The organism is Pseudomonas sp. WP18 (assembly GCF_036689585.1).
Lineage (GTDB): Bacteria > Pseudomonadota > Gammaproteobacteria > Pseudomonadales > Pseudomonadaceae > Aquipseudomonas > Aquipseudomonas chlororaphis_E.
This window is the reverse complement of the sequence record NZ_CP144758.1, coordinates 1,715,092-1,738,581: the sequence shown is the minus strand read 5'-3', so window position 1 is coordinate 1,738,581 and position 23,490 is coordinate 1,715,092. Positions and strand designations below refer to the sequence as shown.

Genomic DNA, 23,490 nt, shown 5'->3' with positions numbered 1-23,490 from the left:
GATCAGCCCTCCTTCACGGGAGCAGGCGCCGACTGACCGCTGTCTTTCAGGGCCTTGGTCACTTCCGGCGGCATGTATTTTTCATCGTGCTTGGCCAGCACTTCATCGGCCACCACCACGCCACTGGCGTTGAGCTTGCCCAGGGCGACGATGCCCTGCCCCTCGCGGAACAGATCCGGGAGGATGCCGCGATAGGTGATGGTGACGGTCTTGTTGAAATCAGTGACGTTGAAGGTCACGTCCAGCGAATCCCCGGAACGCACCAGCGACCCCTTTTCCACCATGCCACCGGCGCGGATGCGTGTGTCATGGGGCGCTTCGCCGTTGGCAATCTGGGTCGGGGTGTAGAACAGGTTGATGTTCTGCTGCAAGGCACTGAGCGCCAGGCCGACCGCGGCACCGACACCCACCAGGATCGCCAGAATGATGACAAGACGTTTTTTGCGCAGCGGATTCACTGACCGTTCTCCCGGCGCAGACGACGCGCCTCCTGTTGCAGATACCGCTTGCGGGCCAGGATCGGCACCGCCACGTTGAGGGCCAGTACCGCCAGGCAAATGCCATAGGCTGACCAGACATACAGGCCATGATGGCCCATGGCGAGGAAATCGCCGAATGAAGCGAAACTCATCGAGCGGCCTCCAGGCTGTTCTGTACTTCGGCCTTCACCCAACTGGCGCGGGCTTCGCGCTTGAGCACTTCGAGGCGCATGCGCAGCAGCAGCACCGCGCCGAAGAAACAATAGAACCCCAGCACCGTCAGCAGCAGCGGCAGCCACATTTCCACCGGCATCGCCGGCTTTTCGGTGAGGGTGAACGTCGCGCCCTGGTGCAGGGTGTTCCACCACTCCACCGAGTACTTGATGATCGGGATGTTGATCACGCCGACGATCGCCAGCACCGCGCACGCCTTGGCGGCGCTGTCACGATTGCTGATGGCGTTGCCCAGCGCAATAAGACCGAAGTACAGGAACAGCAGGATCAGCATCGACGTCAGTCGGGCATCCCAGACCCACCATGAACCCCAGGTCGGCTTGCCCCAGATGGCACCGGTGACCAGCGCAACGGCGGTCATCCAGGCGCCGATGGGCGCCGCGCATTGCAGGGCCACGTCGGCCAGCTTCATCTTCCACACCAGCCCGACCACCCCGCACACCGCCAGCATCACGTAGACGGACTGGGCCAGCATCGCCGTGGGCACATGAATGTAGATGATGCGGAAGCTGTTGCCCTGCTGGTAATCCGGCGGGGCGAAGGCCAGGCCCCAGACGATGCCGGAACCGATCAGCAGCAGAGCGGCGATGCTCAGCCAGGGCAGCAGCCTGCCGCTGATGCCATAGAACCACTTGGGTGAGCCGAGCTTGTGAAACCAGGTCCAGTTCATTGCTGTTTCCATCACGGTTGCGGCTCGCCATCACGAACCGCCGGGGCGGCCTTGACTTCCAGGGAAGTGGTCAGTTTTTGACCAGGCCTCATTATTATTCGCCGACGCTGATCTTCAGGCCAGCGGCTATTGCAAAGGGTGTCAGGGTTATCGCCAGGGCGGTCAGGCTCCCAAGCCACAGCAGATAACCCGTCGCCGGCATGCCCTGCAAAGCCGCCTGCAAGGCGCCACTGCCGAGGATCAACACCGGGATATACAGCGGCAGGATCAACAATGCCAGCAGCAGGCCGCCGCGCTTCAAACCCACCGTCAACGCCGCGCCCACCGCACCGAGCAAGCTCAGCACTGGCGTACCCAGCAGCAGCGACACCAGCAGCACCGGCATGCACGCGCTGGGCAAGCCAAGCATCATGGCCAGCAGCGGCGAGAGCAGCACCAGCGCCAACCCGGAAAAAACCCAGTGTGCCAGTACCTTGGCCAAAACCAGAAGGGCCAGGGGGTGCGACGAAAGGACCCACTGTTCGAGGGAGCCGTCCTCGAAATCACTGCGGAAAAGCCCGTCCAGCGAGAGCAGGACCGATAAAAGCGCGGCCACCCAGACCAGTCCTGGCGACAAGGTTTGCAACAATTGAGTCTCCGGGCCGACGGCCAACGGGAACAATGCAATCACGATCGCGAAGAACACCAGCGGATTGGCCAATTCAGCCGGACGACGAAACAACAGCCGAGCCTCACGGGCCAACAACAAACCGAACACGCTCATATCGCCCAGGTCCCCAGGTCAATGCTGCGATAACCGGATGGCATCCGCGCCAGCGTGTGGTGAGTGGTCAACAGCACCGTGCCACCGCGCTCGCAGTGTCCGGCCAGGTGTTCCTCGAGCTGCGCCACGCCCTGCTTGTCCAGGGCGGTGAAGGGTTCGTCGAGGATCCACAGCGGCGGGCTATCCAGATACAGCCGGGCCAGGGCCACGCGACGCTGCTGGCCGGCGGACAGGGTGTGACACGGTACGTCTTCAAAACCGCGCAAGCCCACCGTGGCCAACGCCTGCCAGATCGCCTCGCGTCCGGCCGGGCGATGCAAGGCGCAGAGCCAACTGAGGTTTTCTTCCGGGGTGAGCAGATCCTTGATCCCGGCGGCATGGCCGATCCAGAGCAGGTTGCGCGCCAGTTCACTGCGCTGGCTCTGCAACGGGTGGCCATTGAGCAGCACCTGGCCGGCGGTGGGCTGCATCAACCCGGCCAGCAGCCGCAGCAAGCTGGTCTTGCCGCTGCCGTTGGGGCCACTGACCTGCACCATATCGCCGGGCGAGAGTCTCAATTCGAGATGTTCGAACAGCAGCCGCAAGTCTCGCTCACAAGCGAGGCCGACGGTTTGCAAAAGAGGACTGGTCAAGGGATCGCGGGCCTTATACGGTTCAAGTCGGCGGTGCAGCGGCCGTTAAAGAGATGCAGCATAGATGCATTGACGGCCTGTTCCACAGAGCTGCGTCAAACAATTGCAAGGTTTTCGCCACTCCCTGTAAGACGGGCGGCATTATACATGTCGTGCCCTGCGCGAAAGAGGGCTTTTTCCCAAGGTAAGACTGCTGATGACAGGTGACATGAACATTCAGCCGCTGCCTCAGCCCACGGCGACGACGCGTACGCCCGTGGTTAGTGGCGAGCTGCTCAAACTGCTGACGCCGGTCGAGGGCCTGATCGGTGCCGGCCAGACGGCGAGTGCCGAAGTCCTTTCGCTCAAGCAGGCCGACCAGACATTCCAGCTATTGCTCAAGGTCACCCTGGAAAGCGGCCGCCAGACCACGGTCCAGGCCACCAGCATGCAGCCGCTGCCCCAGGGCACCAGCCTGGCCGTGACCCAGCCCTCGGCCACCAACCTGGCCGTGACGGTGCAACAGGCCATCGCCTCCAGCGTCGCCGCACTGACCCGCATCGACACCGCGCAAATGCCGGTCGGGACCCTGCTGCAAGGCAAGGTGCTGACCAGCCAGGCCCTGCCGCAACTGCCGGGGCAGCCGGTGGTGTACCGGTCGTTGGTGAGCCTGCTCAACACCGCCCAGGCAGGGGCCACCCTCGACATCGACAGCCCGCAGCCGCTGCGCATCGGCACATTGTTGAGCGCCCAGGTGCAAGACGCCCAGACCCTGAAGTTCGTGCCATTGAGCAACCACCAGGAGCAACTGGCGGTAAGCCAGCAACTGGCCACCCAAGTGAGCCGCCAAGGCTCGCTGGACAGCCTGATCAGCGCCTTGCAGAACCTCCCGGCCACTGACGACACCGGTGCCGAGCTGCGCGCAGCCGTGACGCGGCTGTTGGCCGGCCTGCCGGATGTCCAACAATTGAGCACGCCCAAAGGCCTGGCCCAGGCCATGGTGGCCAGCGGGGTGTTCCTGGAAAGCAAACTGCTTGCCGGGCCTGCGCTGGGTCCGGCGGCAGACATGAAAGGCGACCTGTTGAAGCTGATCGCCCAACTGACCCCGTCGCTGCCCGCCTCCACCAACCTGGGCGCCATCATCGCCGCCAACACCTTGGCCCAGGCCTTGCCCACCTTTGTGCGCAGCGCCCTGGGGATGCTCGGCCAGGTCAGCGCCAAGCCGCAACCGACCAATTTCCCCCTGCCCTCGCGGCTGCTGAAGGAGCAGGATGACGAAGGCGACCTCGAGCACCTGCTGCGCCTGGCCGCCGCTGCCGTGTCGCGCCTGCAAAGCCATCAGCTGTCGAGCCTGGAACAAACGGGGCTGACCCCCGACGGCAGGCTGATGAGCACCTGGCAACTGGAGATCCCCATGCGCAACCTGCAGGACATCGTGCCCTTGCAGGTCAAGTTTCAGCGCGAGGAAACCCCGCCTCGGGAACAACCTGACGAGCGCCGGGAAGAACGTGAACCGAAGCAGCAACTCTGGCGGGTCGAACTGGCGTTCGACATGGAGCCGCTGGGCCCCTTGCAGGTCCAGGCCCAACTGCTCAGCGGTAGCCTGTCGAGCCAGTTGTGGGCGCAGCGGCCGTACACCGCGAGCCTGATCGAGAGCAACCTGGCGACCTTGCGTGAACGCCTGCTGGACTGCGGCTTGAACGTCAGCGACCTGGACTGCCACCTCGGCATCCCGCCCCAAGGGCCCAAGACCCGACTCGAACAACGCTGGGTGGATGAAACCGCATGACAACCCACACCGAACCGCGCCAGGCCATCGCCCTCAAATACGACGGCCACCACGCCCCGACCCTCACCGCCAAGGGCGACGAAGCCCTGGCCGAGGAAATCCTGCGGATCGCCCGGGACAGCGAAGTACCGATCTATGAAAATGCCGAATTGGTGAAACTGCTGGCCAGGCTGGAACTGGGCGACAGCATCCCGGAGGAGCTGTACCGCACGATCGCCGAGATCATCGCGTTCGCCTGGAACCTGAAAGGCAAGTTCCCCAAGGGCTACGACCCGAATGCGCCGAGCCTCGAGAAAGATGTGACGGAGCGCGGGGACGACTACTGATCGACCGTGGCGAGGGCGCTTGCTCCCGCTCCGCCGGGCTGGCGCTCCAGTGCGCAGCAGCCGCAAAAAAGCGAGGGCCGCTGCGCTGCCCTGCGGCAACGATCGCCCTCGCCATGGTGATGGTGCTGGGCGCCGAACGGCTCAGCCGCCCTTGTGCAACTTGCTCATCAACTCCGCTTCGGCCTGGGTCAGGCCGCAGGCTTGGGTCAGTTCGTCGATGCTGGCACCCATGCCTACCAGGCGGGCGGCTTGGGCGAACGAGAGGGTGGAAGGGTCACGCTGCTCCAGCTGGGCGAGTTTGTCCGGCAACGGCGCGACCACGGCCCGCAGCTCATGGAGCGCTTCGCCCATGCGCACGGTGCCGTTCTGATAGTCGTCGACGCGCTTGGCCAGCTCCTTGATGCGCTGGTCACGCAGCGCATCGCCTTGGGCCTGCTGAGCAGCAACTTGTCGCTGGTCGCGTATGTACGCCACGAACATTGCCAGCGTGCCTGCCCAAAACAGGAACAGGACAATGACTGCTACCTCAAGAATCAAATCAGATACTCTCCAGTTCCGACCACTCTTCTTCGCTCATCATTTTTTCCAGCTCGACCAGGATTAGCAACTCATTGTTCTTGTTGCAGACGCCCTGGATGAACTTGGCCGACTCTTCGTTACCGACGTTAGGCGCGGTTTCGATTTCCGACTGACGCAAGTAAACCACTTCGGCCACGCTGTCGACCAGGATACCGACCACTTGCTTGTCAGCCTCGATGATCACGATACGGGTGTTGTCGTTGACCTCGGTGGAATTCAGGCCGAAACGCTGGCGGGTGTCGATCACCGTGACCACGTTGCCGCGCAGGTTGATGATCCCCAGCACGTAGCTTGGCGCACCCGGAACCGGAGCGATCTCGGTATAGCGCAGCACTTCCTGGACCCGCATCACGTTGATGCCATAGGTTTCGTTATCGAGCTTGAAGGTCACCCATTGCAAAATCGGATCTTCGGAACCCTTGAGAGACGACGCCTTATCATTCATACCCTGACCCCTCGAAAAACCGCCTTGTGGCGGCGTGTATTCTGTCCAGCGACGCTGTGCGCCACCGGTTGTGTTATTTCGGTTTCTGGACCGGCAGGCTGCCATCCAGGTGTTTTGCCCCGCCGCTGGCGATCAGCTCTGCCAGCTCGGAAACGTCCAGCAAGGCGCACATGTGCTCGATCACCGTACCGGCCAGCCATGGCCGTTGCCCTCGATGGCTGCGCCACTTGATCTCGTTCGGATCCAGGCGCAGCGAACGGCTGACCTGGTGAACCGCCAATCCCCACTCGTACCCCTGCACCGAAATCACGTATTGCAGGCCCTGGCGAAAATCGTCGCGATAACGGTCCGGCATCACCCAGCGCGCGGTATCGAGCACCTTCAGGTTACCGGCCTGGCTCGGCAGGATCCCAAGGAACCATTGCGGCTGGCCAAACAACGGCGTCAATTCCTGCCCGGCCAGGGAGTAGATCGACCCCAGGCACACCAGCGGCACCGCCAGGGTCAACCCGGCCACATCGAACAACAGGCACTCGAACGGCTCGGCGGCCCAGCTCGGGCGGTCATCGGTCGGCTCCGGCGGCGGCGGGCTGCTCGGCGGCAGGTGGACTTCCACCACCGGCGTCACCAGCCCCTGCAACAGCGGTGCAACCGTCGACACCGGCGCAAGGATCGGCGCGGGTGCGTCCATGACCTTCAGCGACGGCTTGACGAACGGTGCCTCGACCGCTGCGGCAACCACCGACGTACGGGCGTCACGAGCCTGCTCTTCGAGCACGGCCGCTTGAAACTCATCCAGCACACCTTCGGCTTCGACAGGCTCGGGCTCGGGCAACGCCTCGATCACACTCGGCGACGGTGGTAATTCTTCGGTCGCTTCCTGCAACAGCCCGTCCAGGTAGGACTGCAGGGCCAGTTGGGGACGCGAGGTCGTCTTTATCGGGCGGTTCATTGGAAAAGTCCGCCACTTGAAAAGGTTATCGGCATGAATGCTGTAGGACTTGAGCGCTCACGAGTCGGCGCAATGCCTGTAGGAAACCTCGTCACGTTAAGCCACCTGCTGCGAAACGAGTTGCTGGGCCAACAAGTGCTTGAGCAGCGCCCGGTAAGCCAGCACACCGCGGCTCTTGCCATCGAACTGCGACGGGGTCACGCCGACGCGGCTGGCGTCCCGCAAGCGCGTATCGACGGGGATGTAGCCTTGCCAGATGTCATCCGGGTACTTGTCCCGCAGAACGCGCAGCGTCCCCAGGGACGCCTGGGTACGGCGGTCGAACAGGGTCGGCACGATGTTGAACGCCAGCGATTGCTTGCGTGAGCGGTTGACCATCGCCAACGTATTGACCATGCGCTCCAGGCCCTTGACCGCCAGGTGCTCGGTTTGCACCGGGATCACCAATTGCTGGCTCGCGGCCAAGGCGTTGACCATCAACAGGCCCAGCAACGGCGGGCTGTCGATGATGGCGTAATCGAAATCCTGCCACAGCTGCGCCAGACTCTTGGCGATCACCAGGCCCAGGCCACTCTGGCCCGGCGACTGGCGCTCCAGCGTGGCCAGGGCGGTGCTCGATGGCAACAGCGAGATGCTTTCGTGGCTGGTGGACAACAGCAACTGCCCCGGCAAGCCCTCGGGCACGGTGCCCTTGTGCAGGAACAGGTCGAAGTTGCTGTGCTCCAGGCTATCGGGATCGTAGCCGAAATAGCTGGTCATCGAGCCATGGGGGTCCAGGTCGACGATGACCACGCGCTTGCCCGCCTCGGCCAGCAAGCCAGCTAGAGCGATGGAAGATGTGGTTTTACCCACACCACCTTTTTGATTGGCGACTGCCCAGACTCTCATTCGGATCGTTCCTCCCGGCCGAAACAGGCTCGACCGAGAAATAGCTCGGTTATAAAGCGGGTGACGGAGAATTGACGGCGCTCCGCTGTCCCGGCGACTTGACCGCAGCCGGTGCAGTTTGTGTGCCAGCACGCTTCAACGCCGCATCCGGTGTTGCGTTGGCCGTCCCTGTACCGGTCAGGCTACGGCGCACATCAAGGTTGCGCGACACCACCAGCACCACGCGACGGTTGCGCGCACGGCCTTCGGCGGTGGCGTTGTTGGCCACCGGCTGGAACTCGCCATAGCCCACCGACGCCAGGCGACCGGGGTTCACGCCCTGCATCGCCAGCATGCGGACAATGCTGGCCGAACGGGCCGAGGACAGCTCCCAGTTGGTCGGGTACTGCGCGGTCCGGATCGGCTGGTCGTCCGTAAAGCCTTCGACATGGACCGGGTTGTCGAACGGCTTCAGGATCGCCGCCACCTTGTCGATGATGTTGAAGGCCATGTCGCTGGGCATTGCGTCGCCGCTGCCGAACAACAGGCTGGAATTGAGTTCGATCTCGACCCACAACTCGTTGCCGCGCACGGTCATCTGATTGGAATTGATCAGGTCACCGAATGCCGCGCTGATGTCGTCGGCAATGCTTTTCAATGGATCGCTGCCACCGGCGATGCCGGCATCGACCTGCTCGGAATCCTTGACCAGCGGCTGGGCCGGGGTCGTGGTCTTGGGCCGCTCTTCGCCAATGGGGATGGGCTTGAGGGCGCGATCAGAGTCGGTGAAGACGCCGATCAGGGCCTCGGAAATGACCTTGTACTTGCCTTCGTTGACCGACGAGATCGAATACATGACCACGAAAAAGGCGAACAGCAGCGTGATGAAGTCAGCGTAGGAAACCAGCCAGCGTTCATGGTTGACGTGTTCTTCAGTGTGCCTGCGACGGGCCATGGTCCATTACCCCCATTAATCCATGAAGCCCTGGAGCTTCAACTCAATGGAGCGTGGGTTTTCACCCTCGGCGATCGACAGGATCCCTTCCAGCAGCATTTCGCGGTAGCGCGACTGGCGCAATGCGATGGACTTGAGCTTGGCGGCAATCGGCAGCAACACCAGGTTGGCGCTCGCCACGCCGTAGATCGTGGCAACGAAGGCCACGGCGATGCCGCTGCCCAGTTGCGATGGGTCGGCCAGATTGCCCATCACGTGGATCAAGCCCATCACCGCACCGATGATGCCGATGGTCGGCGCGTAGCCGCCCATGCTTTCGAACACCTTGGCCGCTTCGATGTCGCGGGCTTCCTGGGTGTAGAAATCCACCTCCAGGATGCTGCGGATGGCTTCCGGCTCGGCACCGTCCACCAGCAATTGCAGGCCTTTGCGCGAGTAGCTGTCGGGTTCGGCGTCGGCCACCCCTTCCAGGCCCAGCAAGCCTTCCTTGCGCGCGGTCAGGCTCCAGTTCACCACCCGGTCGATGCCGCCGGCCAGGTCGACACGCGGCGGAAACAGGATCCAGACCAGCACCTGGATCGCCCGTTTGAATGCACTCATGGGCGATTGCAGCAGCGCCGCGCCAATGGTGCCACCGAGCACGATCAACGCAGCCGGGCCATTGGCCAGGGCACCGAGATGCCCGCCTTCCAGGTAGTTGCCACCGATGATGGCGACGAACGCCATGATGATGCCGATCAGGCTGAGCACATCCATTACAGGCATGCCTCGACCAGGTGTCGACCTATGTCATCCAGGCTGTACACCGCGTCGGCGAGATCGGCCTTCACGATGGCCATCGGCATGCCGTAGATCACGCAACTGGCTTCGTCCTGGGCCCAGATCGCACTGCCGCCCTGTTTGAGCAGGCGTGCGCCCTCGCGCCCGTCGGCGCCCATGCCGGTGAGCACCACCGCCAGAACTTTGTCACCGTAGGACTTGGCCGCCGAACCGAAGGTAATGTCCACGCACGGCTTGTAGTTCAGGCGCTCGTCGCCCGGCAGGATTTTCACCGCGCCACGCCCGTCGACCATCATCTGTTTACCACCCGGCGCCAGCAACGCCAGGCCTGGACGCAGGATGTCGCCATCCTCGGCTTCCTTGACGCTGATGTTGCACAGCTTGTCCAGGCGCTCCGCGAAGGCCTTGGTGAACGCCGCGGGCATGTGCTGGATCAGCACGATGGGGGCCGGGAAATTGGCCGGCAATTGGGTCAGGACCCGTTGCAGCGCCACCGGGCCGCCCGTAGACGTACCGATCGCGACCAGCTTGTAGGCTTTGCGCTTGGGCGCCGCCGAAGAGGCGCTGGCCGGGGCCGAACGAGTGGGGGCCGGTGCCGGTGCACTGCGCACCGGTGGCGGGTTGAAGCTGCTCGAAGCGCTTGGCGTCGGCGCAGGGCTTGGCGCGGCGACAGCGGCCGGTGCCGGGGCGCTGTAGCCACCGACGCGGCGGTTGCTGCGCGAAATGCTGTGGACCTTCTCGCACAGCAACTGCCGGACCTTGTCGGGGTTGCGCGAGATGTCTTCGAAGTTTTTCGGCAGGAAATCCACGGCCCCGGCGTCCAGCGCATCGAGGGTCACCCGGGCGCCTTCGTGGGTCAGGGACGAGAACATCAATACCGGAGTCGGGCAGCGCTGCATGATGTGGCGCACGGCCGTGATGCCATCCATCATCGGCATCTCGTAGTCCATGGTGATCACATCCGGCTTGAGTGCCAGGGCCTGATCGATCGCCTCTTTGCCGTTGGTTGCCGTACCGACAACCTGGATACTCGTATCAGCCGAAAGAATTTCCGAGACGCGGCGGCGAAAAAAACCCGAATCGTCCACCACCAGGACTTTAACTACCATAAACACTCCGTTAGACGAGGCGCGGCCATGGACCGCCCTCCTCCAGAATCAAATACGCCGGGCGGCGTAGCGCTTGAGCATGCTGGGCACATCGAGAATCAGTGCGATACGGCCGTCGCCGGTGATGGTGGCGCCGGACATGCCCGGGGTGCCCTGGAGCATCTTGCCCAACGGCTTGATGACCACTTCTTCCTGGCCCACCAACTGATCGACGACGAAGCCGATCCGCTGGGTGCCCACCGAAAGGATCACCACGTGGCCTTCGCCCTGCTCCTCGTGCGCCGCCGAACTGACCAGCCAGCGCTTGAGGTAGAACAGCGGCAATGCCTTGTCCCGTACGATCACCACTTCCTGGCCGTCCACCACGTTGGTGCGCGACAGGTCGAGGTGGAAGATTTCGTTGACGTTCACCAGCGGGAAGGCGAACGCCTGGTTGCCCAGCATCACCATCAGGGTCGGCATGATCGCCAGGGTCAACGGGACCTTGATGACGATCTTCGAGCCCTGGCCCTTGGTCGAGTAGATATTGATCGAACCGTTGAGCTGGGAAATCTTGGTTTTCACCACGTCCATGCCCACGCCACGGCCCGACACGTCGGAGATCTCGGTCTTGGTGGAGAAGCCCGGGGCAAAGATCAGGTTGTAGCACTCGGTGTCGCTGAGGCGGTCGGCGGCATCCTTGTCCATCACGCCGCGTTTCACCGCGATGGAGCGCAACACGTTCGGGTCCATGCCCTTGCCGTCGTCGGAGATCGACAACAGGATGTGGTCGCCCTCCTGCTCGGCGGCCAGGATCACCCTGCCACTGCGGACCTTGCCCGCTTCTTCTCGCTCCTGCGGCGACTCGATACCGTGGTCGACCGCGTTGCGCACCAAGTGAACCAGCGGGTCGGCCAGGGCCTCGACAAGGTTCTTGTCGAGGTCGGTTTCTTCACCCACCAGTTCCAGGTTGATTTCTTTCTTGAGCTGTCGCGCCAGGTCGCGAACCAGGCGCGGGAAGCGCCCGAAGACTTTCTTGATCGGCTGCATCCGGGTCTTCATGACCGCGGTCTGCAGGTCGGCCGTGACCACGTCGAGGTTCGACACGGCCTTGGACATGGCTTCGTCCTGGCTGTTGAGGCCCAGGCGCACCAGGCGGTTACGCACCAGCACCAGTTCGCCGACCATGTTCATGATCTCGTCCAGGCGTGCGGTGTCGACCCGAACGGTGGTCTCGGCTTCGCTCGCTGGTTTTTCCGCTGGCGGCGCCGACGCGGCACGAGCCGGTGCTGGCGCGGCCGCAGCGGCTGGCTTGGCCGCGGGCGCAGGTGTCTCGGCCTTTGGCTCCGGCGCCTTGGCAGCCGGTTTCGGCGCGGCCTTGGCCATCGGTGCAGCCGTCGCAGCGCCAGCCCCCGTAGCGGAAGCCGTGCCGACTTCGGTGAATTTGCCTTTGCCGTGCAACTCGTCCAGCAGCGACTCGAATTCGTGGTCGCTGATCAGGTCGCTGCCGGCCGCAGCGGCGGCAGGTTGCGCCGGGCTTGGCGCCGAAGCGATGGCCGAATCCAGGGCGTCGACGGCAAAGGTACCCTTGCCATGCAACTGATCGAGCAAGGCTTCGAATTCGTCGTCGGTGATGTCCGAGTTGTCGCCCGCCGCTTTCGGGGCGGCCGGGGCCGCTGCAGGCGCGACGGCATCGACGGCGAACTGGCCCTTGCCATGCAACTGGTCGAGCAACGACTCGAACTCGGCGTCGGTGATTTCATCGCTGGCAGCGGCATCGCCCGCCGGTGCGGCAGCCGGAGCCGCCGGCGCCTCGGCCTGGGCCTTGGCGGCGCTCAGGGAGTCCAGCAGTTGTTCGAATTCGTTATCGGTGATGTCGCCCGATTCCTCGGCGACGGGTTCCTCGACGGCCGGCTCTTCAATGACCGGCTCGGCCACGGCAGCGGTTTCATCCGCCGACTGAGGCTCGGCCAGGCGCGACAGCGCAGCGAGCAGCTCAGGCGTGGCAGGGGTAATCGGCGAGCGCTCGCGCACTTCGCTGAACATGCTGTTGACCGCATCCAGCGCTTCAAGCACCACGTCCATCAGCTCCGAATCAACGCGACGCTCACCCTTGCGCAGGATGTCGAACACGTTTTCGGCAATGTGACAGCACTCCACCAGCTCATTGAGCTGGAGGAAGCCGGCGCCTCCTTTTACAGTGTGGAAACCGCGAAAGATTGCGTTGAGCAGATCCGCATCATCCGGCCGGCTTTCCAGCTCGACCAATTGCTCGGACAGTTGCTCAAGAATCTCGCCAGCCTCAACCAGGAAATCCTGAAGGATCTCTTCATCGGCGCCGAAGCTCATTAATGGGGTGCTCCTAAAACAGGCTAAAATCCAAGGCTGGACAGCAAATCGTCCACATCGTCCTGACCGGACACAACGTCTTCTCTTTTATCGGCATGAATTTGCGGACCTTCACCCTGAGAGAGATGTTTTTGTGGATCTTTTTCAGCAAGCATCGCTTCACGGTCGTGTTCGATGCCCGCAAAGCGGTCGACTTGGCTGGCCATCAACACCAGCTTGAGCAAATTGCTTTCCACTTCGGTGACCAGTTGGGTCACGCGCTTGATCACCTGGCCGGTCAGGTCCTGATAGTCCTGGGCCAACAAGATGTCGTTGAGGTTGCTGGCGACGGCGCGGTTTTCGCTGCTGCTGCGCGTCAGGAAACCGTCGACCCGGCGGGCCAACTCGCGAAACTCCTCGGCCCCCACCTCGCGACGCATGAACCGACCCCAGTCGGTGCTCAAGGCCTGGGCTTCCTCGCTCAGGCCATTGACCAGCGGCGTGGCGCTCTCCACCAAATCCATGGTGCGGTTGGCCGCCGCTTCGGTCAGCTTGACCACATACCCCAGGCGCTCGGTGGCGTCGGTGATCTGCGAGACTTCCTCGGCCTGCGGCATGCGCGGGTCGATCTGGAAATTGACAATCGCGCTGTGCAATTCACGCGTGAGCTTGCCCACTTCCAGATACAGACCACGGTCACGGGTCTGGTTGAGCTCATGGATCATTTGAACCGCATCGCCAAAACGGCCTTTTTCGAGGCTTTCGACCAGTTCACGGGCATGTTTTTTCAGGGTCGATTCGAAATCGCCCATTGAAGATTCGTTATCCATAGCTCCCCCCGGGGCGCCGTTAGCCGATGCGTTCGAAGATTTTTTCGATCTTCTCTTTCAACGCCTGGGCCGTGAAGGGTTTGACCACGTAGCCGTTCACACCGGCCTGGGCCGCTTCGATGATCTGCTCGCGCTTGGCTTCGGCGGTGACCATCAGCACGGGAAGGTGCTTGAGTTTTTCATCAGCGCGCACCTGGCGCAGCAGGTCGATGCCGGTCATGCCGGGCATGTTCCAGTCGGTGACCAGAAAATCGAAGTTGCCACTGTGCAACATCGGGAGCGCAGTGGTCCCGTCATCTGCTTCGGCCGTGTTGGTGAACCCAAGGTCACGCAACAGGTTTTTAATGATCCGCCGCATCGTTGAGAAGTCATCAACGATGAGGATTTTCATGTTCTTGTCCAATTCGACCTCCAAGCAGTCTTAAACGCGTCCAGCACCTGAACGCGCCATTTCAATCAATCCGGCACAACGCTCGACAACAGCGCGCAGCACAACGGGTGAGACCGTGCAGTACCTGCCAGCCTCGTTCGCAGCGCCCCCGCACTGCGTATCAGCGCGCTCGCCATTCCCCCAAACGCCCCCGCAAACGGGCTGCGCACTGGCTGTGTAACTGGCTGACCCGCGATTCGCTGACCCCCAGGACCTCACCGATTTCCTTGAGGTTCAGCTCTTCGTCGTAGTACAGCGCCAAGACCAGTCGCTCACGCTCCGGCAAATTGGCAATCGCTTCGGCCAGCGCGCTCTGGAAGCGTTCATCTTCCAGGTCACGCGATGGCTCCATGTGAGCACTCGCGCCATCCTCGTGCAGCCCTTCATGCTCGCCGTCCTGCAACAGGTCGTCGAAACTGAACAGGCGGCTGCCCAAGGTATCGTTCAAAATCCCGTAATAATCATCGAGACTCAACTGGAGTTCGGCCGCAACCTCGTGATCTTTAGCGTCACGCCCGGTTTTAGCTTCAATCGCACGGATCGCATCGCTCACCATGCGGGTGTTGCGGTGCACCGAACGCGGTGCCCAATCGCCCTTGCGGACCTCATCGAGCATCGCGCCGCGGATACGGATACCGGCGTAGGTCTCGAAACTGGCGCCCTTGCTCGCGTCGTATTTGTTCGACACTTCGAGCAGGCCGATCATGCCGGCTTGGATCAGGTCCTCGACCTGGACACTGGCCGGCAGCCGCGCCAGCAAGTGATAGGCGATACGCTTGACCAGGGGCGCGTAACGCTCGATCAACTCGTACTGGGCGTCCCGTGCCGATTTCTTGTAGAGGTGGTTGTAACTGCTGGCTGTCATAGCACGGGCCCTGCTGTTTGTTGCACGAGACGCTCGACGAAAAATTCCAGATGCCCGCGCGGGTTGGCCGGCAGCGGCCAGCTATCGACCTTCTGGGCGATTGCCTTGAACGCCAGCGCACATTTGGAACGTGGAAAAGCTTCATAGACGGCACGTTGCTTCTGGACGGCCTTGCGGACACTTTCGTCGTAGGGCACGGCGCCGACGTATTGTAGGGCGACATCCAGGAAGCGATCCGTGACCTTGGTCAGCTTGGCGAACAGATTGCGTCCCTCCTGCGGGCTCTGCGCCATGTTGGCCAGGACGCGGAAGCGGTTCATGCCGTAGTCGCGGTTCAGCAGCTTGATCAGGGCATAGGCGTCGGTGATGGAAGTCGGTTCATCGCAGACCACCAGCAGCACTTCCTGGGCGGCCCGCACGAAACTGACGACCGAGTCACCGATGCCGGCCGCGGTGTCGATTACCAGCACATCGAGGTTGTCGCCGATGTCGCTGAACGCCTGGATCAGGCCCGCGTGCTGGGCCGGGGTCAGGTGAACCATGCTCTGGGTGCCGGAGGCGGCCGGCACGATGCGAATCCCGCCAGGTCCTTGCAACAGTACGTCGCGCAGTTCACAGCGGCCTTCGATCACGTCCGCCAGCGTGCGCTTTGGGGTAAGCCCCAGCAACACGTCGACGTTCGCCAGGCCCAGGTCGGCGTCCAGCAGCATGACCCGTCGGCCAAGCTCTGCCAGAGCCAGGGACAAGTTCACTGACACGTTAGTCTTCCCGACGCCACCTTTGCCGCCGGTCACCGCGATCACCTGTACGGGATGCATGCTGCCCATGTTCGTTCTTTACCTTGTCTTACTTAGACGGAGGCCACATTACTGGCTGCGCGTTCACACGGAACAATGCATGGCAGACCATCGATGTAGGTACAAAAAATACTCATGATAACCTCAGCCGACCTGTTTGGATGGGCTGTGGTAGATATCAGCGAACATGTCAGCCATGGCTTCTTCGCTGGGTTCTTCCTGCATTTGCACACTCACGGCACGACTGACCAGTTGATGACGGCGCGGCAGATGCAGATCATCCGGGATCCGCGGCCCGTCGGTCAGGTAGGCCACCGGCAGTTCATGACCGATCGCCAGGCTCAACACCTCGCCCAGGCTTGCCGTTTCGTCCAGCTTAGTCAGGATGCAGCCGGCCAGCCCGCAGCGCTTGTAGCTGTGGTATGCGGCGGTTAGAACCTGTTTCTGGCTGGTGGTTGCCAACACGAGATAATTTTTTGACTTGATACCGCGCCCGGCCAGGCTTTCGAGCTGCAGGCGCAGGGCCGGATCGCTGGCTTGCAGGCCGGCGGTATCGATCAGCACGACGCGCTTGCGCAGCAAAGGCTCCAGCGCCTGGGCCAGGGACTGGCCCGGGTCCACGTGGGTTACCGACACATTGAGGATGCGGCCCAGGGTCTTGAGTTGCTCCTGGGCTCCGATGCGGAAGCTGTCCATGCTCACCAGCGCAATGCTCTGGGCACCGTACTTGAGTACATAACGGGCGGCGAGCTTGGCCAGGGTGGTGGTCTTGCCCATGCCGGCAGGACCGACCATGGCAATCACCCCGCCCTCTTCCAGTGGCTCGACGTCCGGCGTGGCGATCATACGCGCCAGGTGCGCCAACAGCATGCGCCAGGCCTGGCGAGGCTCTTCGATCCCATTGATCAGTGCCAGCAAGTCGCGGGACAACGGACCGGACAGACCGATGCGTTGCAGGCGACGCCACAGGTTGGCCTGGGCCGGACGGCTGCCTTGCAACTGGTTCCAGGCTAGGGAGCCGAGCTGGACTTCCATCAGTTCGCGCAGGCTGTTGAGTTCAAAGCGCATCGAGTCCAGGGCACGCGGGTCGACCCCACGGGCTGGCGCGGCGGGCGCTGGCGCCGGCCGACGCGGCTCGGCCTGGGTAGGCTCGATCAGCGGTTCAGCGGCAGTCAGCGGCAGGCCGGCGGTCAGTGGCTGACCGGCGAACAATTGACGATTGGTGCCTGGCGCGGCCTCGCCTTCGCTGCTGCGCAGGCTCAGTTCGGCCTGGGCACTGGCGATGCGCGATTGGGTCTTGCGCAGCTCGTCCTCGAGTTCCATGTTCGGAACACGCGGGGCCAGCGCCGACAATTTGTAGTCCAGAGCCGCTGTCAGCTCGACACCGCCGGCGATCCGGCGATTACCGATGATGGCTGCTTCGGCGCCCAGCTCGTCACGAACCAGCTTCATGGCCTGACGCATATCGGCGGCGAAAAAACGCTTCACTTGCATAAACCACTACCTCAGCCGTTGGGCCCTACTGTCGCAACGATGGTCACTTGCTTGTTGTCCGGTATTTCCTGGTAAGCCAGCACATGCAGCCCCGGGACCGCGAGGCGCCCGAACCGCGAGAGCATCGCGCGAATCGGACCGGCCACCAGCAGGATCACCGGTTGCCCTTGCATCTCTTGCCGCTGGGCTGCTTCGATCAACGAACGCTGCAGCTTCTCGGCCATGCTTGGCTCCAGCAGAACACCCTCTTCCGAACCTTGTCCTGCCTTCTGCAAACTATTGAGCAATATCTGTTCCAACCTTGGCTCCAAGGTGATCACAGGCAGCTCGGACTCAGTACCTACAATGCTTTGGACGATTGCGCGGGATACACCGACCCGCACCGCCGCCACCATCGCGGCGGTATCTTGACTCTTGGAAGCGTTGTTGGCGATGGCTTCGGCGATGCTGCGAATGTCGCGCACTGGCACTTGCTCGGCCAGGAGCGCCTGCAGGATCTTGAGCAGTTGCGACAGCGAAACCACCCCCGGCACCAACTCTTCGGCCAGCTTCGGCGAGCCCTTGGCCAGCACTTGCAGCAATTGCTGGACTTCTTCGTGACCGATCAGCTCGCTGGAGTGCTTGTACAGAATCTGGTTCAAGTGGGTGGCAACCACGGTGCTGGCGTCCACCACGGTATAGCCGAGAGACTGCGCTTGCGCCCGCTGGCTGATTTCGATCCACACCGCTTCCAGGCCGAAAGCCGGATCTTTGGCGGTGATGCCGTTGAGCGAACCGTAGACCTGTCCCGGATTGATCGCCAGCTCGCGATCCGGGTAGATCTCGGCTTCGGCCAGGATCACCCCCATCAGTGTCAGGCGATAGGCACTCGGCGCCAGGTCGAGGTTGTCACGGATATGCACGGTCGGCATCAGGAAGCCCAAATCCTGGGACAGCTTCTTGCGCACGCCCTTGATCCGCGCCAGCAACTGGCCGCCCTGGTTGCGATCGACCAATGGAATCAGGCGGTAGCCGACTTCCAGGCCGATCATGTCGATCGGGGTCACGTCGTCCCAGCCCAGTTCCTTGGTCTCCAGTGCGCGAGCCGGCGACGGCAGCAGTTCCTGCTGGCGCTTGACCTCTTGCAGGGCCTGGATTTTCTGGGCGTTCTGTTTTTTCCAGAACAGGTAGGCACCACCCGCCGCCAATGCGGCCATGCTCAGGAAGGAGACATGGGGCATGCCCGGCACCAGGCCCATCACCGCCATCAGACCAGCGGCCACGGCCAGGGCCTTGGGCGAGGCGAACATCTGCCGACCGATCTGCTTGCCCATGTCCTCGGAACCCGATGCACGGGTCACCATGATCGCGGCCGCTGTGGATAACAACAGTGATGGCAATTGCGCCACCAAACCGTCACCGATGGTCAGCAAGGCGTAGACCCGGCCCGCATCGCCAAAGCTCATGCCGTGCTGGAAGATACCGACCGCCATGCCGCCGATCAGGTTGATGAACAGGATCAGCAGGCCGGCGATGGCGTCACCGCGCACGAACTTGCTGGCGCCGTCCATGGAACCGTAGAACTCGGCTTCCTGGGCCACTTCCAGGCGTCGCGTCTTGGCTTGGTTCTGATCGATCAGGCCGGCGTTGAGGTCGGCGTCGATCGCCATTTGCTTGCCGGGCATCGCGTCGAGGGTAAAACGCGCGCTCACCTCGGAAATCCGCCCGGCACCCTTGGTCACCACGACGAAGTTGATGATCATCAAGATGGCGAAAACCACGATACCCACCACGTAGTTACCGCCAATCACCACCTCGCCGAAGGCCTGGATCACCTTACCGGCGGCGGCATGACCGTCCTGGCCGTGGAGCATGACCACCCGGGTGGACGCCACGTTCAGCGCCAGGCGCAGCAACGTCGCCACCAGTAGGATGGTGGGGAACACCGCGAAATCCAGGGGGCGCAGGGCGTAGACGCAGACCAGCAACACCACGATCGACAGGGCGATGTTGAATGTGAAGAACACGTCCAGCAGGAACGGCGGCACGGGCAGCATCATCATGGCAAGCATGACCATCAGCAGCAGCGGCACCCCGAGGTTGCCTTGGCTGAGAGTCACAGCGTTGCTGCGCGCGGTGCTGAGTAGCTGAGAGCGATTCACCGATATTCCCCGTTTCTGTGAAGCAAACTTTTGACGCCCGGAACGAGCGCAAACGGGGCATTGCAAGAAGCCTTCCAACTTTTGTCAGGGGTAGCAATAGAGGCGCAGCGCGCGCCCACATCAGCCTTGGCCCGACTCAGGAATCACGCCGCAAATCCGGCGGAATCGGCAGGTCTTTCAGCGGCTCGGGACGCTTGCCCTTGCCGGCGCGGTGCTGGCGGATCTGGTAGACGTAGGCCAACACCTGGGCCACGGCCAGGTACAAGCCGCCGGGGATTTCTTCTTCGAGTTCGGTGGAGTAGTAGATCGACCGTGCCAGGGCCGGGGATTCGAGCAGCATCACCTGGTTGGCGACGGCGATCTCGCGGATCTTCAAGGCCAGGAAGTCGCTGCCCTTGGCCAGCAACACCGGCGCGTTGCCTTTTTCGGGGTCGTACTTGAGCGCCACGGCGTAGTGGGTCGGGTTGGTGATGACCACATCGGCCTCCGGAATGGCCGCCATCATCCGGCGCTGGGAGACTTCGCGCTGCAGCTGACGGATCTTTTGCTTGACCTCCGGCTTGCCCTCCTGCTCCTTGTACTCGTCGCGCACCTCCTGCTTGGTCATCATCAGCTTCTGCTTGCTCTGATAAAGCTGGATCGGTACGTCGATGGCGGCGATCAGGATCAGCCCGCAAGCCATCCACAACGTGCTCCACCCCACCAGTTGCACACTGTGGATGATGGCCTGCTCCAACGGCTCGTGGGCAATGCTCAGAAGGTCGTCGATGTCGCCCTGCAACACCGTCAACGCCACGGACAGGACCAACAGGAACTTGCCGAAGGCCTTCAGCAGTTCCATCAGCGCCGAAGTGGAAAACATCCGCTTGAGGCCCGACAGCGGGTTCATTCGGCTGAACTTGGGCGCCAGGCTGCCGGCGGCGAACAGCCAGCCGCCCAGGGAAATCGGCCCGATAAAGGCCGCCAGCAGCAGGAAAATCAGAATCGGCTGCACCGCCAGGATCGCGATCTTGCCCGAGTGCAACAGGTACTGCGTCATTGCGCCGGGCGTGAGCAGTATTTCGCGAGGCAGGGAAAAGTTAAGGCGCATGATTTCCAGCAGGTCCAGGGCCAACCCACCCCCGTAGATCAACAGGCCACCCGCCCCGGCCAGCATGATCGCCAGGGTGTTGAGCTCCTTGGAGCGGGCAATCTCGCCCTTTTCCCGGGATTCGCGCTTGCGCTTCTCCGTGGGGTCTTCTGTCTTGTCCTGGCCACTCTCGCTTTCAGCCATGGTCAGCGCGCCTGTGCCATGTCACGTAGCAGCTGCAGGGCCTGGGTCGCCAGCGGCTGATACTGGTTGAGAATATCCCCCAGGCTGATCCAGAAGATCACCATGCCCAGCACCAGGGTCAGCGGGAAACCGATCGAGAAGATGTTCAGTTGCGGCGCCGCCCGGGTCATGACGCCGAAAGCGATGTTCACTACCAGCAGTGCGGTGATCGCCGGCAATACCAGCACCATCGCCGCACCCAGGACCCAACCGAGCTTGCCGGCAATCTCCCAGAAATGATTGACCAGCAGCGCGCTGCCCACAGGCATCGTGGTGAAACTTTCGGTCAGTACCTCGAACACCACCAGGTGCCCGTTCATGGCGAGGAACAGCAAGGTCACCAGCATGGTCAGGAACTGCCCGATCACCGCACTGTTGACCCCGTTGGTGGGGTCGACCATGGAGGCGAAGGCCATGCCCATCTGGATCGAAATGATTTGCCCGGCCACGACGAATGCCTGGAAAAACAGCTGCAACGAGAACCCCATCAGGGCACCGATGAGGATCTGCTCGGCCACCAGCATCAACGCACTGAGGTCCAATGCATGGACCGGCGGCATCGGCGGCAGGCCGGGGGCGATGACCACCGTGATCGCCAGGGCGAAATACAAGCGCACGCGTCGCGGCAACAGGGTCGTGCCGAAGACCGGCATGCTCATCAGCACGGCGGTGACGCGAAACAGCGGCAGGACGAACGCCGCCACCCAGGAACTGATCTGGGTGTCGGTCAGCGCAAGCATCGACATCAGGTCAGCCGATCAACTGCGGAATACTGCCGTACAAACGCAGGATGTATTCCATGAAAGTTTGCACGATCCAGGGGCCGCCCACGATCAGCGTGACCAGCATCACCAGCAGGCGCGGCAGGAAGCTCAGGGTCTGTTCGTTGATCTGGGTCGCGGCCTGGAACATCGCCACCAGCAAGCCCACCAGCAGGCTGGGGATCACCAGGATGGCGACCATCATGGTGGTCAGCCAGAGCGCTTCGCGAAACAGGTCTACCGCAACTTCAGGCGTCATATCTTGCTATCCGCAGGGAAGGTCTAAACACCGCCGAAACTGCCCGCCAGGGTGCCAATGATCAACGCCCAGCCATCCACCAGCACGAACAGCATGATCTTGAACGGCAAGGAAATGATCAGCGGCGACAGCATCATCATACCCATGGCCATCAGCACGCTGGCGACCACCAGGTCGATGATCAGGAACGGGATGAAGATCATGAAGCCGATCTGGAACGCGGTCTTCAGCTCGGAAGTGACGAACGCCGGCACCAGGATGGTCAGCGGCGCCTGGTCCGGACTGGCGATGTCGGTGCGCTTGGACAGGCGCATGAACAGCTCCAGGTCGCTGCTGCGAGTCTGGGCAAGCATGAAGTCCTTGATCGGCACCTGGGCCTTGGCAACCGCGTCCTGGGCGCTGAGTTTTTCCGCCAGGTAGGGTTGCAGCGCATCCTGGTTCACCCGGTCGAACACCGGGGCCATGATGAACATCGTCAGGAACAGCGCCATGCCGGTGAGGATCTGGTTCGACGGTGTCTGTTGCAGACCCAGGGCCTGGCGCAGGATCGAGAAGACAATGATGATCCGGGTAAAGCTGGTCATCAACATGACGAACGCCGGAATGAAGCTCAGCGCGGTCATGATCAGCAGGATCTGCAAGCTGACCGAATATTCCTGGGCCCCGTCGGCGTTGGTGCCCAGGGTAATCGCCGGGATTGACAGCGGATCGGCGGCAAAGACCGACGGCGCGGCCAGCATCAAGGCCAGCGCCAACAGAATGCGCAACGGCATTACTTCTTATCCTTCTGGTCTTTGCCCAGCAGTTCCATGAGGCGCTGGGCAAATTCGGGGGTAGCCTGCTCGGTGGAGGGCACCTGCACCGGCTCCTTGAGGACGTGCAAGGCGGTGATGCTGCCTGGACTCAGGCCGAGCAGGATCTGCTCGTTGCCGACCTGCACCAGCACCAGCCGGTCCCGTGGGCCGAGCGCGCGCGTGCTGACGATGTCGATGACCTGCCCCTTGCCCGCCGGCCCGGCCTGCTGCACGCGGCGCAGCAACCAGGCGAGGAAGAAGATCAGGCCCAGCACCAGCAACAGGCCGATCACCAATTGCGCCAATTGCCCGGCCACGCCGCTGCCACTGGCCGACGTAGCGGCCGCAGTGGCCACCGGCTCGGCCGCCAGCACGCTGAACGGCAGCATCAATGCAGCGCCAAGGAAACCTTTCACTCAGCGCAGCTTCTTGATGCGTTCGCTCGGACTGATCACGTCCGTCAGGCGAATGCCGAACTTCTCGTTGACCACCACCACTTCGCCATGGGCGATCAGCGTGCCGTTGACCAGGACATCCAGCGGCTCGCCCGCCAGACGGTCCAGCTCGATCACCGAACCCTGGTTCAGTTGCAGCAGGTTGCGAATGTTGATGTCGGTACTGCCCACTTCCATGGAGATCGACACCGGGATGTCGAGGATCACGTCCAGGTTCGGACCGTCCAGGGTAACCTGCTCATTGCTCTTGGGCATGCTGCCGAACTCTTCCATCGGCAGACGGTTGGAAGCGTGGGCCCCCGTATCGGCCGCCAGCAGTGCATCGATATCGGCCTGCCCGGCGTTGCCGGTTTCTTCCAGGGCCGCAGCCCATTCGTCGGCCAGCGCCTGGTCATCCTGGGTATTCATATCGTCAGCCATCATGTGTCCTCGGCGGGCAAAAATCGGTTCAAAACGTAAAAGTCAGTAAAAAAGGCTCAGCCACTT

Annotated in this window: 27 protein-coding genes; 2 read left to right on the top strand and 25 right to left on the bottom strand. The window is 62.5% G+C overall.

The window, feature by feature from the left end; translation table 11 throughout:
* Positions 1–2 precede the first annotated feature (2 nt).
* From ccmE to ccmA, 5 genes are all read right to left on the bottom strand, one after another.
* The gene (gene ccmE, locus V5F23_RS07665) at positions 3–458 is read right to left on the bottom strand and encodes a cytochrome c maturation protein CcmE (RefSeq protein ID WP_042729136.1); all 456 of its coding nucleotides are present in this window, start codon (positions 456–458) and stop codon (positions 3–5) included.
* On the bottom strand, positions 455–631 hold the full coding sequence (gene ccmD / locus V5F23_RS07660; protein ID WP_042729135.1) for a heme exporter protein CcmD: 177 nt from the start codon (positions 629–631) through the stop codon (positions 455–457). Before ccmD ends, ccmE begins: the two co-directional genes overlap by 4 nt.
* Entirely contained in the window at positions 628–1,383 is a 756-nt protein-coding gene (locus V5F23_RS07655; RefSeq protein ID WP_042729134.1) for a heme ABC transporter permease, read from the bottom strand. The genes ccmD and V5F23_RS07655 overlap by 4 nt, the downstream gene beginning before the upstream one ends.
* Before the next feature lie 94 nt (positions 1,384–1,477).
* A complete protein-coding gene (gene ccmB, locus V5F23_RS07650; protein WP_042729133.1) occupies positions 1,478–2,146 on the bottom strand; it encodes a heme exporter protein CcmB in 669 nt (222 codons plus the stop codon).
* Positions 2,143–2,778: a cytochrome c biogenesis heme-transporting ATPase CcmA gene (gene ccmA / locus V5F23_RS07645; RefSeq protein ID WP_042729132.1), complete on the bottom strand. Its 636-nt coding sequence runs from the start codon at positions 2,776–2,778 to the stop codon at positions 2,143–2,145. Before ccmA ends, ccmB begins: the two co-directional genes overlap by 4 nt.
* Before the next feature lie 196 nt (positions 2,779–2,974).
* Between ccmA and V5F23_RS07640 the strand changes: the two genes are divergently transcribed.
* Together V5F23_RS07640 and V5F23_RS07635 are read left to right on the top strand one after the other, a co-directional pair.
* Complete coding sequence (locus tag V5F23_RS07640; RefSeq protein WP_338497895.1) at positions 2,975–4,546, top strand: flagellar hook-length control protein FliK; 1,572 nt, start codon at positions 2,975–2,977, stop codon at positions 4,544–4,546.
* Complete coding sequence (locus V5F23_RS07635) at positions 4,543–4,872, top strand: EscU/YscU/HrcU family type III secretion system export apparatus switch protein (RefSeq protein WP_042729130.1); 330 nt, start codon at positions 4,543–4,545, stop codon at positions 4,870–4,872. The genes V5F23_RS07640 and V5F23_RS07635 overlap by 4 nt, the downstream gene beginning before the upstream one ends.
* Before the next feature lie 141 nt (positions 4,873–5,013).
* Here V5F23_RS07635 and V5F23_RS07630 read toward each other — a convergent pair whose 3' ends face one another.
* The 20 genes from V5F23_RS07630 to fliN all read right to left on the bottom strand — a co-directional run bounded on the left by V5F23_RS07630 (position 5,014) and on the right by fliN (position 23,424).
* The gene (locus V5F23_RS07630) at positions 5,014–5,409 is read right to left on the bottom strand and encodes a DUF2802 domain-containing protein (RefSeq protein ID WP_042729129.1); all 396 of its coding nucleotides are present in this window, start codon (positions 5,407–5,409) and stop codon (positions 5,014–5,016) included.
* Between the two features lies 1 nt (position 5,410).
* Complete coding sequence (locus tag V5F23_RS07625; protein ID WP_024778681.1) at positions 5,411–5,896, bottom strand: chemotaxis protein CheW; 486 nt, start codon at positions 5,894–5,896, stop codon at positions 5,411–5,413.
* A 73-nt stretch (positions 5,897–5,969) separates the two neighbouring features.
* A complete protein-coding gene (locus tag V5F23_RS07620) occupies positions 5,970–6,848 on the bottom strand; it encodes a CheW domain-containing protein (RefSeq protein WP_042729128.1) in 879 nt (292 codons plus the stop codon).
* A 96-nt stretch (positions 6,849–6,944) separates the two neighbouring features.
* A complete protein-coding gene (locus tag V5F23_RS07615; RefSeq protein WP_042729127.1) occupies positions 6,945–7,736 on the bottom strand; it encodes a ParA family protein in 792 nt (263 codons plus the stop codon).
* A gap of 49 nt (positions 7,737–7,785) precedes the next feature.
* Entirely contained in the window at positions 7,786–8,670 is an 885-nt protein-coding gene (motD, locus tag V5F23_RS07610) for a flagellar motor protein MotD (protein WP_042729126.1), read from the bottom strand.
* 15 nt (positions 8,671–8,685) lie between these two features.
* On the bottom strand, positions 8,686–9,426 hold the full coding sequence (locus V5F23_RS07605; RefSeq protein ID WP_042729125.1) for a flagellar motor protein: 741 nt from the start codon (positions 9,424–9,426) through the stop codon (positions 8,686–8,688).
* A complete protein-coding gene (locus V5F23_RS07600) occupies positions 9,426–10,559 on the bottom strand; it encodes a chemotaxis response regulator protein-glutamate methylesterase (RefSeq protein ID WP_123578560.1) in 1,134 nt (377 codons plus the stop codon). Before V5F23_RS07600 ends, V5F23_RS07605 begins: the two co-directional genes overlap by 1 nt.
* A gap of 48 nt (positions 10,560–10,607) precedes the next feature.
* Complete coding sequence (locus tag V5F23_RS07595; protein ID WP_338497891.1) at positions 10,608–12,887, bottom strand: chemotaxis protein CheA; 2,280 nt, start codon at positions 12,885–12,887, stop codon at positions 10,608–10,610.
* Between the two features lie 23 nt (positions 12,888–12,910).
* Positions 12,911–13,696 carry a protein phosphatase CheZ gene (locus tag V5F23_RS07590; protein ID WP_042729122.1) on the bottom strand — a complete coding sequence of 262 codons (786 nt, stop codon included), beginning with the start codon at positions 13,694–13,696 and terminating at the stop codon, positions 12,911–12,913.
* A gap of 19 nt (positions 13,697–13,715) precedes the next feature.
* Entirely contained in the window at positions 13,716–14,087 is a 372-nt protein-coding gene (locus tag V5F23_RS07585) for a chemotaxis response regulator CheY (RefSeq protein ID WP_003199125.1), read from the bottom strand.
* Positions 14,088–14,247: 160 nt separating this feature from the next.
* Positions 14,248–14,991, bottom strand: a complete 744-nt coding sequence (gene fliA, locus V5F23_RS07580) for an RNA polymerase sigma factor FliA (protein WP_042729121.1) — start codon at positions 14,989–14,991, stop codon at positions 14,248–14,250.
* Positions 14,988–15,818, bottom strand: a complete 831-nt coding sequence (fleN, locus tag V5F23_RS07575) for a flagellar synthesis regulator FleN (RefSeq protein ID WP_042729120.1) — start codon at positions 15,816–15,818, stop codon at positions 14,988–14,990. Before fleN ends, fliA begins: the two co-directional genes overlap by 4 nt.
* 114 nt (positions 15,819–15,932) lie before the next feature.
* Entirely contained in the window at positions 15,933–17,282 is a 1,350-nt protein-coding gene (gene flhF, locus V5F23_RS07570; protein ID WP_042729119.1) for a flagellar biosynthesis protein FlhF, read from the bottom strand.
* Between the two features lie 11 nt (positions 17,283–17,293).
* The gene (gene flhA, locus V5F23_RS07565) at positions 17,294–19,423 is read right to left on the bottom strand and encodes a flagellar biosynthesis protein FlhA (RefSeq protein ID WP_042729118.1); all 2,130 of its coding nucleotides are present in this window, start codon (positions 19,421–19,423) and stop codon (positions 17,294–17,296) included.
* A gap of 136 nt (positions 19,424–19,559) precedes the next feature.
* Positions 19,560–20,696 carry a flagellar biosynthesis protein FlhB gene (gene flhB / locus V5F23_RS07560; RefSeq protein WP_042729117.1) on the bottom strand — a complete coding sequence of 379 codons (1,137 nt, stop codon included), beginning with the start codon at positions 20,694–20,696 and terminating at the stop codon, positions 19,560–19,562.
* 2 nt (positions 20,697–20,698) lie between these two features.
* On the bottom strand, positions 20,699–21,481 hold the full coding sequence (fliR, locus tag V5F23_RS07555) for a flagellar biosynthetic protein FliR (protein ID WP_047737628.1): 783 nt from the start codon (positions 21,479–21,481) through the stop codon (positions 20,699–20,701).
* A gap of 4 nt (positions 21,482–21,485) precedes the next feature.
* Entirely contained in the window at positions 21,486–21,755 is a 270-nt protein-coding gene (fliQ, locus tag V5F23_RS07550) for a flagellar biosynthesis protein FliQ (RefSeq protein WP_042729115.1), read from the bottom strand.
* Positions 21,756–21,778: 23 nt separating this feature from the next.
* Positions 21,779–22,528: a flagellar type III secretion system pore protein FliP gene (fliP, locus tag V5F23_RS07545; RefSeq protein WP_042729114.1), complete on the bottom strand. Its 750-nt coding sequence runs from the start codon at positions 22,526–22,528 to the stop codon at positions 21,779–21,781.
* Entirely contained in the window at positions 22,528–22,965 is a 438-nt protein-coding gene (gene fliO, locus V5F23_RS07540) for a flagellar biosynthetic protein FliO (RefSeq protein WP_047737631.1), read from the bottom strand. Before fliO ends, fliP begins: the two co-directional genes overlap by 1 nt.
* Positions 22,966–23,424, bottom strand: a complete 459-nt coding sequence (fliN, locus tag V5F23_RS07535; RefSeq protein WP_042729112.1) for a flagellar motor switch protein FliN — start codon at positions 23,422–23,424, stop codon at positions 22,966–22,968.
* Positions 23,425–23,490 lie beyond the last annotated feature (66 nt).